The organism is Citrobacter europaeus, from assembly GCF_037482245.1.
In the GTDB taxonomy this organism is placed as follows: Bacteria; Pseudomonadota; Gammaproteobacteria; order Enterobacterales; family Enterobacteriaceae; genus Citrobacter; species Citrobacter europaeus.
Window position 1 is genome coordinate 3562870 of record NZ_CP148084.1, and the last position, 11304, is coordinate 3574173.

8 protein-coding genes and 7 tRNA genes are annotated in these 11304 nt (G+C 52.6%); 14 read left to right on the top strand and 1 reads right to left on the bottom strand.

Annotation, left to right across the window (positions count from 1 at the left end; all coding sequences use genetic code 11):
• Positions 1 to 215 precede the first annotated feature (215 nt).
• From asnB to WHR59_RS16890, 8 genes are all read left to right on the top strand, one after another.
• Entirely contained in the window at positions 216 to 1880 is a 1665-nt protein-coding gene (gene asnB, locus WHR59_RS16855; protein WP_003835552.1) for an asparagine synthase B, read from the top strand.
• A 223-nt stretch (positions 1881 to 2103) separates the two neighbouring features.
• Positions 2104 to 2180, top strand: a tRNA-Met gene (locus tag WHR59_RS16860).
• Between the two features lie 8 nt (positions 2181 to 2188).
• A tRNA-Leu gene (locus WHR59_RS16865) sits at positions 2189 to 2273 on the top strand.
• Positions 2274 to 2296: 23 nt separating this feature from the next.
• Positions 2297 to 2371 (top strand) — tRNA-Gln (locus tag WHR59_RS16870).
• Between the two features lie 37 nt (positions 2372 to 2408).
• A tRNA-Gln gene (locus WHR59_RS16875) sits at positions 2409 to 2483 on the top strand.
• A gap of 21 nt (positions 2484 to 2504) precedes the next feature.
• Positions 2505 to 2581 (top strand) — tRNA-Met (locus tag WHR59_RS16880).
• 43 nt (positions 2582 to 2624) lie between these two features.
• A tRNA-Gln gene (locus WHR59_RS16885) sits at positions 2625 to 2699 on the top strand.
• Positions 2700 to 2735: 36 nt separating this feature from the next.
• Positions 2736 to 2810: transfer RNA gene (locus WHR59_RS16890), tRNA-Gln, on the top strand.
• Positions 2811 to 2930: 120 nt separating this feature from the next.
• Here the strand turns inward: WHR59_RS16890 and ubiF are convergent.
• The gene (gene ubiF / locus WHR59_RS16895) at positions 2931 to 4106 is read right to left on the bottom strand and encodes a 3-demethoxyubiquinol 3-hydroxylase (protein WP_087051566.1); all 1176 of its coding nucleotides are present in this window, start codon (positions 4104 to 4106) and stop codon (positions 2931 to 2933) included.
• A gap of 145 nt (positions 4107 to 4251) precedes the next feature.
• Between ubiF and miaB the strand changes: the two genes are divergently transcribed.
• The 6 genes from miaB (at position 4252) to WHR59_RS16925 (ending at position 11267) form a co-directional block, all read left to right on the top strand.
• Positions 4252 to 5682, top strand: coding sequence for a tRNA (N6-isopentenyl adenosine(37)-C2)-methylthiotransferase MiaB (gene miaB / locus WHR59_RS16900; protein ID WP_338843318.1), 1431 nt, complete (start codon positions 4252 to 4254; stop codon positions 5680 to 5682).
• Between the two features lie 206 nt (positions 5683 to 5888).
• On the top strand, positions 5889 to 6935 hold the full coding sequence (locus tag WHR59_RS16905) for a PhoH family protein (RefSeq protein ID WP_003022776.1): 1047 nt from the start codon (positions 5889 to 5891) through the stop codon (positions 6933 to 6935).
• On the top strand, positions 6932 to 7399 hold the full coding sequence (ybeY, locus tag WHR59_RS16910; RefSeq protein WP_003835559.1) for an rRNA maturation RNase YbeY: 468 nt from the start codon (positions 6932 to 6934) through the stop codon (positions 7397 to 7399). Before WHR59_RS16905 ends, ybeY begins: the two co-directional genes overlap by 4 nt.
• 162 nt (positions 7400 to 7561) lie before the next feature.
• Positions 7562 to 8440 (top strand): CNNM family magnesium/cobalt transport protein CorC, encoded by an 879-nt coding sequence (gene corC / locus WHR59_RS16915; RefSeq protein ID WP_038638785.1) that lies wholly within the window; start codon positions 7562 to 7564, stop codon positions 8438 to 8440.
• Positions 8441 to 8464: 24 nt separating this feature from the next.
• A complete protein-coding gene (gene lnt / locus WHR59_RS16920) occupies positions 8465 to 10003 on the top strand; it encodes an apolipoprotein N-acyltransferase (RefSeq protein ID WP_172862826.1) in 1539 nt (512 codons plus the stop codon).
• 355 nt (positions 10004 to 10358) lie between these two features.
• Complete coding sequence (locus tag WHR59_RS16925; RefSeq protein WP_172862825.1) at positions 10359 to 11267, top strand: glutamate/aspartate ABC transporter substrate-binding protein; 909 nt, start codon at positions 10359 to 10361, stop codon at positions 11265 to 11267.
• Positions 11268 to 11304: the final 37 nt, after the last annotated feature.

The window sequence follows — 11304 nt, forward strand, 5'->3', positions numbered from 1 at the left end:
GCATACGGAAACCCTTCCATTTAATAAAACAGCCATAAAAATACCGATTCGTTAATAAACACGTCTATTATGTAATCTTTTTTCACCAATCCACAATGACCATTGCGTTTTTTATTTTCTGACCCGTAATTCGCTTGCGCCCTCTCCAGCTTTGCGGCATTTTCTTTATCAAGCAAACATAAAAAGCATCACGCAACAGGTTAACGGAGAAGGTTATGTGTTCTATTTTTGGCGTATTCGATATTAAAACTGACGCAGTTGAACTGCGTAAAAAAGCCCTGGAATTGTCTCGTCTGATGCGCCATCGCGGCCCGGACTGGTCGGGTATTTACGCCAGTGATAACGCCATTCTGGCACACGAACGTCTGTCCATCGTCGACGTCAACGCCGGTGCTCAGCCGCTGTACAACGTGAAGAAAACGCATATCCTGGCGGTTAACGGCGAAATTTATAACCACCAGGCGCTGCGCGCTGAGTACGGCGATCGCTATCAGTTCCAGACGGGTTCCGACTGCGAAGTTATCCTCGCGCTATATCAGGAAAAAGGCCCAGAGTTTCTGGATGACCTGCAAGGCATGTTTGCTTTTGCCCTGTATGACAGCGAGCAAGACGCTTATCTGATCGGTCGCGATCATATCGGGATCATCCCACTGTATATGGGTTACGACGAGCACGGTAACTTCTACGTCGCGTCTGAAATGAAAGCCCTGGTTCCCGTGTGCCGCACAATCAAAGAATTCCCGGCCGGTAGCTATTTATGGAGTAAAGACGGCGAAATTCGTCAGTACTACCAGCGCGACTGGTTTGAATATGATGCGGTAAAAGACAACGTTACCGATAAAAACGAGCTGCGTCAGGCGCTGGAAGATGCGGTGAAAAGCCACCTGATGTCAGATGTTCCTTATGGAGTACTGCTGTCCGGCGGTCTGGATTCCTCCGTCATTTCCGCGATCACTAAAAAATACGCGGCGCGCCGTGTTGAAGATCAGGAACGTAGCGAAGCCTGGTGGCCACAGTTGCACTCCTTCGCAGTCGGCCTGGAAGGCGCACCGGATCTGAAAGCCGCACAGGAAGTAGCGAACCATCTGGGTACCGTGCACCATGAGATCCACTTCACCGTGCAGGAAGGCCTGGATGCTATCCGCGACGTGATTTATCACATCGAAACTTACGATGTCACGACGATTCGCGCCTCGACGCCAATGTACTTAATGTCGCGTAAAATTAAAGCGATGGGCATTAAAATGGTGCTGTCGGGTGAAGGCTCTGACGAAGTATTTGGCGGCTATCTCTATTTCCACAAAGCGCCAGATGCAAAAGAACTGCACGAAGAAACCGTGCGCAAGCTGCAGGCGCTGCATATGTTCGACTGCGCCCGAGCCAACAAAGCGATGTCAGCCTGGGGGGTTGAAGCTCGCGTGCCTTTCCTGGATAAGAAATTCCTTGATGTGGCGATGCGCATCAACCCACAGGATAAAATGTGCGGCAACGGTAAAATGGAAAAACACGTTCTGCGCGAATGTTTTGAGTCCTACCTGCCGGCAAGCGTCGCATGGCGTCAGAAAGAGCAGTTCTCTGATGGTGTCGGTTACAGCTGGATTGATACCTTGAAAGAGGTGGCTGCTGAGCAAGTTTCTGACCAACAACTGGAAACCGCCAGCTTCCGCTTCCCTTACAACACGCCATCGTCGAAAGAAGCGTATTTGTACCGTGAGATTTTCGAAGAGCTGTTCCCGGTTGCGAGCGCTGCGGAATGCGTACCGGGCGGGCCGTCGGTTGCCTGTTCTTCTGCCAAAGCGATCGAATGGGATGAGGCGTTTAAAACCATGAACGATCCATCTGGTCGTGCGGTTGGCGTGCATCAGTCCGCGTATAAATAAGTCAATCCTTAGAAAAGGGCCCTGCGGGGCTCTTTTTTTATGTCTGTTTTATGTGCAAAAAAACAATTAATAACTAATAATTGCCGAATATTGCGCCATGCTGTTCGCAACCTAACCAAACAGTCACATTACAGCTATTTTCAATGAAAAAGGGGTTGACGCTTCAAGGCTCAATACGCATAATGCGCCCCGCAACGCCGATAAGGTTACGCGAAAAAAAGATGGCTACGTAGCTCAGCTGGTTAGAGCACATCACTCATAATGATGGGGTCACAGGTTCGAATCCCGTCGTAGCCACCATCTTTTTTGCGGGAGTGGCGAAATTGGTAGACGCACCAGATTTAGGTTCTGGCGCCGCAAGGTGTGCGAGTTCAAGTCTCGCCTCCCGCACCATTCACCCGTAAGCGTTGCACGGATGGGGTATCGCCAAGCGGTAAGGCACCGGTTTTTGATACCGGCATTCCCTGGTTCGAATCCAGGTACCCCAGCCATTTTTTCTTCGATATAGCGGTTCACCGCAACGGTCATTGGGGTATCGCCAAGCGGTAAGGCACCGGTTTTTGATACCGGCATTCCCTGGTTCGAATCCAGGTACCCCAGCCATCGAAGAATATGTTAGTATTTGGCTACGTAGCTCAGCTGGTTAGAGCACATCACTCATAATGATGGGGTCACAGGTTCGAATCCCGTCGTAGCCACCATATTAAGGACGTATCGACTCGTTCGGTAAATCCAAAAAATTGTTGGGGTATCGCCAAGCGGTAAGGCTCTGGTTTCTGATACCAGCATTCCGAGGTTCGAATCCTCGTACCCCAGCCAATTTCAAAAAGTCATCCACTCAGTGGGTGCGCCCGTTGGGGTATCGCCAAGCGGTAAGGCTCTGGTTTCTGATACCAGCATTCCGAGGTTCGAATCCTCGTACCCCAGCCATATTAAAAAAGCTCGCTTCGGCGAGCTTTTTGCTTTTCTAACACCGGGTGACGGCAAGCCTTACCCGACCTACATGACTCGTAGGCCTGATAAGCGTAGCGCCATCAGGCACCACTCGAGCTACAATCCTAACGCATACTTCAGCGCCTGACGCTTCAGCACGCCTGCGCGCTCTGCGGCCATTAACCCGAGATTACGCATGATACGTAGCGGCTGCAGGTTGTTGCTAAATCCGGCGTAAAACAGATCCATGCCGCTTTGCATGATGAAATTGTCAGTCATACGACGGTTCTGATAACGCTTCAGCACCGGCTGACTAGCCCAGGACTCGCCATAGCTGCGCGCATTCACCAGCACATCAATCAGCGCATCCACATCACGGAACCCCAGATTAACGCCCTGCCCCGCCAGCGGGTGAATGGTATGCGCGGCATCACCTACCAGCGCAAGGCCTGGCTGCACATATTGCAGCGCGTGACGGCGCGTAAGCGGGAATGCCCCCGCAGCCACAGGCGTTACGTTACCGAGTCGTGTAGGGAAATGTTTGGCGATCTCCGCCTGCAGTTGCGACATGCTTAACCCCTGCAACTGACGGATTCGCGCCGGTGAGTCATACCACACCAGCGAGGCCCAGTTATCGAACAGCGGTAAAAACGCGCGCGGACCGTCTGGGGTAAATTGCTGCCAGGTGCTGTCTCCCGGTGAATTCTCGCATTGCACGGTAATCAACATACAGGACTGCGCGTATTGCCAGGCATGGATACCAATCCCTGCCATTTTCCGCACCTGAGAATTTGCGCCATCCGCACCGATGACCAGCCTGGCGCTGATCTTTTCACCGCCTGCCAGTTCAAGCTCATGTCGATCGTTATGTTGATGCAAAGAGAGAAGCGACGCAGGCACGCGCAACGTGACTTTAGGGTGGGCTTCCAGCGCCTGCCAGAGTGCCTGTTGCAGAACCGTGTTTTCCACCATATAACCCAGCAAGGGTAGCTTAAGCTCGGCGGCATCAAACATCACATGGGCATTTTCCCATTCCCACGTTTCCAGACGACGATAAGGATGGCTGCGCATCCCTTGAACCGTATCCCAGACGCCCAGCCCCTTCAGCAGCGACACGGAGGCGGAACTGATGGCCGAAATTCTGACATCAGGCTGTCCGTCTGCCACAAACGGCGCAGGAACGGCATGTTCAATGACCGTTACCGCAAATCCATGCTGCGCCAGTCCCAGCGCCAGCGCGCCGCCGACCATCCCCCCGCCGACAATGGCAATTTCCGTTGGTTGATTTGTCATGGTCAATTATCCTGTTACATGTATTGCGTAAGTTTACAGGATTTTTTACCCCTTGAGGCTGACATCCGTCATACTGGTCACAACCGCGCCAAAGCAGTACACTATGCGCCCTGCATTTCAGCCACAATTTCGCAAGAGCAAGTCGATGACCAAAAAACTCCATATTAAAACCTGGGGCTGTCAGATGAACGAATACGATTCATCGAAGATGGCCGATCTGCTGGATGCCACTCATGGGTATCAACTGACCGACGTGGCCGAAGAAGCGGATGTGCTGCTGCTGAATACCTGCTCTATCCGTGAGAAGGCTCAGGAAAAAGTCTTCCATCAGTTGGGTCGCTGGAAGCTGTTAAAAGAGAAGAATCCCAAGCTCATCATCGGTGTCGGTGGTTGTGTTGCGTCTCAGGAAGGCGACCACATTCGCCAGCGCGCCCACTATGTCGATATTATTTTTGGCCCGCAAACCCTGCACCGTCTGCCGGAAATGATCAACAAAGTGCGTGGAAGCACCACCCGTAGCCCGGTGGTTGATATCAGTTTCCCGGAGATCGAAAAGTTCGACCGTCTGCCGGAGCCGCGTGCTGAAGGCCCAAGCGCGTTTGTGTCCATCATGGAAGGTTGTAATAAATATTGTACTTACTGCGTGGTGCCATACACCCGCGGTGAGGAAGTCAGCCGTCCGGCGGATGATATCCTGTTTGAAATTGCCCAGCTTGCGGCGCAAGGCGTGCGTGAAGTGAACCTGCTGGGGCAAAACGTGAACGCCTGGCGTGGTGAGAACTACGACGGCACGACAGGATCGTTTGCCAATCTGCTGCGTCTGGTCGCGGCGATCGACGGCATTGACCGTATCCGCTTCACCACCAGCCATCCGATCGAATTCACCGATGATATCGTTGAAGTTTATCGTGATACGCCGGAACTGGTGAGCTTCCTGCACCTGCCGGTACAGAGCGGTTCAGATCGCGTGCTGAATCTGATGGGGCGCACCCATACCGCGTTGGAATATAAAGCGATCATCCGCAAACTGCGCGCAGCGCGTCCGGATATCCAGATTAGTTCTGACTTCATTGTTGGTTTCCCGGGTGAAACCACGCAGGATTTCGAGCAGACCATGAAGCTTATCGCTGACGTCAACTTTGACATGAGCTACAGCTTTATCTTCTCTGCGCGTCCTGGCACCCCTGCTGCCGATATGGTTGACGACGTGCCGGAAGAAGAGAAAAAACAGCGTCTGTATATTCTGCAGGAGCGTATTAACCAGCAAGCCATGGCCTGGAGCCGTCGTATGGTCGGCACGACCCAGCGCATTCTGGTTGAAGGCACATCGCGTAAGAGCATCATGGAACTGTCAGGCCGTACCGAAAATAACCGTGTGGTGAACTTTGAAGGCACTCCGGAGATGGTCGGTAAGTTTGTTGATGTAGAAATTACCGATGTCTGGACTAACTCCCTGCGCGGTAAAGTGGTGCGCACCGAGGACGAAATGGGCCTGCGCATCGCAGAATCCCCTGAGTCGGTTATTGCGCGTACCCGCAAAGAAAACGATCTGGGCGTCGGTATTTATCAGCCTTAATCCTGCTGAAAAACGTAAACAAGGCCCGATGGCGCTATGCTTATCGGGCCAACACTCCCAGGCTCGCTGCTCCAGCGGGCCTTGTAATCAGCCCTGTCATCCCCATATTTATTGCAATGCTTGCGCCTTTCCCCCATGGCGTGAATAATTTCCTTAGATGCCGGTAAATGTTCAGCGTCCGGCGAGACATGCATAAGAGGAACAGTTTGAACATAGACACTCGCGAAATCACCCTTGAACCCGCAGACAACGCCCGCCTGTTGAGCCTTTGCGGCCCCTTTGATGACAACATCAAACAGCTGGAACGTCGTCTCGGCATCGAAATTAACCGTCGTGATAACCACTTTAAGCTGACCGGTCGCCCAATTTGCGTCACCGCAGCGGCAGATATTTTACGCAGCCTGTATGTCGATACCGCCCCAATGCGCGGTCAGACGCAGGACATTGAGCCTGAACAAATTCATCTGGCAATTAAAGAAGCGCGTGTGCTTGAGCAAAGCGCTGACAGCGTGCCGGAATTTGGCAAAGCGGTGAATATCAAAACCAAGCGCGGGGTAATCAAGCCGCGTACGCCAAACCAGGCACAGTACATTGCGAATATCCTCGACCACGACATCACCTTTGGCGTTGGCCCTGCGGGTACGGGTAAAACGTATCTCGCGGTTGCCGCTGCGGTCGATGCGCTTGAGCGTCAGGAGATCCGTCGAATTCTGCTGACCCGTCCGGCAGTTGAAGCGGGTGAAAAACTCGGTTTCCTGCCGGGGGATCTCAGCCAGAAAGTCGATCCGTATTTACGACCGCTGTATGACGCGCTGTTCGAAATGCTCGGTTTTGAGAAGGTCGAAAAACTGATTGAGCGTAACGTCATTGAGGTTGCGCCGCTGGCCTATATGCGCGGTCGTACGTTAAATGATGCGTTCATCATTCTTGATGAAAGCCAGAACACCACCATCGAACAGATGAAAATGTTCCTGACCCGTATCGGCTTTAACTCCAAAGCGGTCATCACTGGCGATATCACCCAGATTGACCTGCCGCGTAGCACCAAATCCGGTCTGCGTCATGCCATTGAAGTGCTGGCTGAAGTCGACGAAATTAGTTTCAATTTCTTCCATAGCGAAGACGTGGTTCGCCATCCGGTGGTTGCCCGTATCGTCACGGCGTATGAAGCCTGGGAAGAAGCAGAACAGAAACGCAAAGCCGAGCAGGCAGCAGAACGCAAGCGTGAAGCTCAGGAGCAGGAACAAAAATGAGTCAGGTTATTCTCGATTTACAGCTGGCATGTGAAGACGAATCCGGTTTACCAACAGAAAGTCAGTTTCAGGGCTGGCTGGATGCGGTGATCCCGCAGTTTCAGGAAGAGTCAGAGGTGACCATTCGTCTGGTCGATGACGCGGAAAGTCACGAGCTGAACCTGACCTATCGCGGGAAAGATAAATCAACCAACGTGCTCTCATTCCCATTTGAAGCACCACCGGGCATTGAGATGCCTTTGCTGGGCGATTTGATCATCTGCCGTCAGGTCGTCGAGAAAGAAGCGCAGGAGCAAGGCAAACCGCTTGAGGCCCACTGGGCGCACATGGTGGTGCACGGTAGCCTGCATTTACTCGGCTACGACCATATTGAAGACGATGAAGCGGAAGAGATGGAATCCTTAGAAACAGAGATTATGCTTGCTCTGGGCTATGAGGATCCGTACATTGCCGAGAAAGAATAAGTATTTCGAAGTCTGGTAGGCCTGAAAAGGCGCAGCCGTCATCAGGTATTGCGCCTAATACTGTCCACCTGACTCGAAGTACGTTGAAGAAACATGCCGTCAACAGCTGAGTACACGCATGACGCGCTTTGGATTAACTAACATGAGAACCCATACGACGCCATGAGCGACGACAATTCACACAGTAGTGACACCTTAACCAGCAAAAAGGGATTTTTTTCCCTGTTACTGAGCCAACTTTTCCACGGTGAACCGAAAAACCGCGACGAACTGTTGGAGCTGATCCGTGATTCCGGGCAAAACGACCTTATCGATGAAGATACGCGCGATATGCTCGAAGGGGTGATGGACATTGCGGACCAACGCGTGCGCGACATCATGATCCCTCGCTCTCAGATGATTACCCTGAAACGCAACCAGACCCTGGACGAATGTCTCGATGTCATCATCGAGTCTGCCCACTCGCGTTTCCCGGTGATCAGCGAAGACAAAGATCACATCGAAGGGATTCTGATGGCCAAAGATCTGCTGCCGTTTATGCGCAGCGATGCCGAAGCCTTCAGCATGGAGAAAGTGTTACGCCAGGCGGTTGTCGTCCCTGAAAGCAAGCGGGTTGACCGCATGCTGAAAGAGTTCCGCTCCCAGCGTTATCATATGGCTATCGTCATCGACGAATTCGGTGGTGTCTCAGGTCTGGTGACCATTGAGGACATCCTTGAACTGATCGTGGGTGAAATTGAAGATGAGTACGACGAAGAAGACGATATTGATTTCCGTCAGCTCAGCCGCCACACCTGGACTATTCGCGCACTGGCGCCGATTGAAGACTTCAACGAAGCTTTCGGCACGCATTTCAGCGATGAAGAAGTCGACACCATCGGCGGGCTGGTCATGCAGGCCTTTGGGCATCTTCCCGCGCGCGGGGAGACTATCGACATTGATGGTTACCAGTTCAAAGTGGCAATGGCCGACAGCCGTCGTATTATTCAGGTTCATGTCAGAATTCCGGACGACTCACCCCAGCCCAAACTGGACGAATAAACCCGAAACTGGATCTAAGACTACATGGCATTTGCCCCATTAATTGAACGCCAGCGCATTCGCCTGCTGCTGGCGTTATTATTCGGTGCCTGCGGGACGCTGGCTTTCTCTCCGTATGACATCTGGCCCGCCGCGATCGTTTCGCTGATGGGCCTGCAGGCTCTCACCTTCAACCGCCGCCCGCTCCAGTCTGCCGCTATCGGCTACTTCTGGGGGCTGGGGCTGTTTGGCTCCGGCATCAATTGGGTTTACGTCAGCATCGCGCAGTTTGGCGGTATGCCGGGCCCGGTTAACGTCTTCCTCGTGGTTCTGCTTGCCGCATACCTTTCCCTCTACACTGGCCTGTTTGCCGGCGTTTTGGCGCGTCTGTGGCCGAAAACCACCTGGCTACGCGTGGCGATTGCCGCGCCGGTAGTCTGGCAAATCACTGAATTCCTGCGCGGCTGGGTACTGACCGGCTTCCCATGGCTGCAGTTTGGTTACAGCCAGATCGACGGTCCGTTAAAAGGGCTGGCGCCGGTAATGGGTGTTGAGGCGATTAACTTCCTGCTGATGATGGTTAGCGGTCTGCTGGCGCTGGCGCTGGTGACGCGTAACTGGCGTCCGCTGGTCGTCGGCGTCGTGCTATTCGCCCTGCCCTTTCCGCTGCGCTATATCCAGTGGTTCACGCTTGAGCCGGAAAAAACCACTCAGGTTTCGATGGTGCAGGGTGACATTCCTCAGTCGCTCAAATGGGATGAAGGTCAGTTACTCAACACTCTGAAGATTTATCTCGACGCCACCCAGCCCGAAATGGGCAAATCACAGCTAATCATCTGGCCAGAATCCGCTATTCCGGACCTGGAAATTAATCAGCAGCGTTTTCTGAGCATGATGGATGACCTGCTGAAATCGAAAAACAGCACGCTGATTACCGGTATTGTAGACGCGCGGCTGAACAAGCAGAATCGTTACGACACCTACAACACCATCATCACGTTGGGTAAAGACAGTCCGTACAGCTACGACTCCAGCAACCGCTATAACAAAAACCATTTGGTACCATTTGGCGAGTTTGTTCCACTGGAATCGATCCTGCGCCCGTTAGCGCCGTTCTTTGACCTGCCAATGTCTTCGTTCAGCCGTGGCCCTTATGTGCAGCCACAACTGCATGCGCACGGCTTTAAGCTGACGGCAGCCATCTGCTACGAAATCATTCTTGGCGAACAGGTACGTGATAACTTCCGCCCGGATACGGACTACCTGCTGACTATCTCCAACGATGCCTGGTTTGGTAAATCCATTGGCCCGTGGCAGCACTTCCAGATGGCGCGGATGCGTTCCCTCGAGCTGGCGCGTCCCCTGCTGCGTAGCACCAATAACGGTATTACGGCGGTGATTGGTCCACAGGGTGAGATTCAGGCGATGATCCCGCAGTTTACCCGCCAGGTTCTGACCACCAGCGTGACGCCAACGACGGGCTTAACCCCTTATGCCCGTACCGGTAACTGGCCGCTCTGGCTGCTTACCGCGCTGTTTGGCTTTGGTGCTGTGGTAATGAGCCTGCGCCAACATCGTAAGTAATCCACCTCCCCTGGCCGGATAACGTCTCGTTTATCCGGCCCAAAACACATCTCTCTTCCCATTCTGGCACGTCTATTGCTTTGTTCTACAAGGCAAACGCTGTTTTGGCTGAATGTGCAACCTGGTCGCACCAAAGTTGAGCGCCGGTAGCACCTGAAAAGTGCAACAAGATATTTTTGCCCCCAAATGGTGCGGCGCACTTCGCAAAAATAAACAATAACACAGCAAATTCTTTACATTCATCCAAACTAAATGTTAACAAACACATACAAGACTGCACGTTTTAGTAGCAAACAATAACAACATCACAATGGGTATCAATGCGTCACTGGCGCAGACGATAAAGGAGTTGGATATGCAATTACGTAAGCTCGCCACTGCCATGCTGGTTATGGGAATGTCCGCCGGTCTGGCGCACGCAGAAGACGCAGCCCCAGCGGCAGGCAGCACGCTGGACAAGATCGCCAAAAACGGCGTGATTGTGGTCGGCCACCGTGAATCATCGGTACCGTTCTCTTACTACGATAATCAGCAAAAAGTGGTCGGTTATTCACAGGATTACTCCAACGCAATCGTTGAAGCCGTGAAGAAAAAGCTGAACAAGCCTGACCTGCAGGTGAAACTGATCCCGATTACTTCACAAAACCGTATCCCGCTGCTGCAAAACGGCACCTTTGACTTTGAATGTGGCTCCACCACCAACAACGTCGAGCGCCAAAAACAAGCGGCTTTCTCTGACACCATTTTCGTTGTCGGCACTCGTCTGCTGGCGAAAAAAGGCGGCAACGTCAAAGATTTCGCCGATCTGAAAGGTAAAGCCGTAGTCGTGACCTCGGGTACCACCTCAGAAGTGCTGCTGCACAAGCTGAACGAAGAACAAAAAATGGATATGCGCATCATCAGCGCGAAAGACCACGGTGACTCTTTCCGTACTCTGGAAAGCGGCCGCGCCGTTGCCTTTATGATGGATGACGCCCTGCTGGCTGGCGAGCGCGCGAAGGCGAAGAAACCAGACAACTGGGAGATCGTCGGCAAACCGCAGTCTCAGGAAGCCTACGGCTGTATGCTGCGCAAAGATGACCCTGAGTTCAAAAAGCTGATGGACGACACTATCGCCAAGGCGCAGACCTCAGGCGATGCTGAGAAATGGTTTGATAAGTGGTTTAAAAATCCAATTCCACCGAAGAACCTGAACATGAATTTCGAACTGTCGGACGAGATGAAAGCCCTGTTCAAAGAACCGAATGATAAAGCGCTTAACTAACTAAAATAAATGGGGCGAGTTCACCTTGCCCTCTCGA

What these genes read in the sequence shown, in the direction of transcription:
- lnt (WP_172862826.1), top strand. Translation starts at nt 8,465, where the DNA reads ATGGCATTTGCCCCATTAATTGAACGCCAGCGCATTCGCCTGCTGCTG.
- corC (WP_038638785.1), top strand. Translation starts at nt 7,562, where the DNA reads ATGAGCGACGACAATTCACACAGTAGTGACACCTTAACCAGCAAAAAG.
- miaB (WP_338843318.1), top strand. Translation starts at nt 4,252, where the DNA reads ATGACCAAAAAACTCCATATTAAAACCTGGGGCTGTCAGATGAACGAA.
- WHR59_RS16925 (WP_172862825.1), top strand. Translation starts at nt 10,359, where the DNA reads ATGCAATTACGTAAGCTCGCCACTGCCATGCTGGTTATGGGAATGTCC.
- ubiF (WP_087051566.1), bottom strand. Translation starts at nt 4,106, where the DNA reads ATGACAAATCAACCAACGGAAATTGCCATTGTCGGCGGGGGGATGGTC.
- asnB (WP_003835552.1), top strand. Translation starts at nt 216, where the DNA reads ATGTGTTCTATTTTTGGCGTATTCGATATTAAAACTGACGCAGTTGAA.
- ybeY (WP_003835559.1), top strand. Translation starts at nt 6,932, where the DNA reads ATGAGTCAGGTTATTCTCGATTTACAGCTGGCATGTGAAGACGAATCC.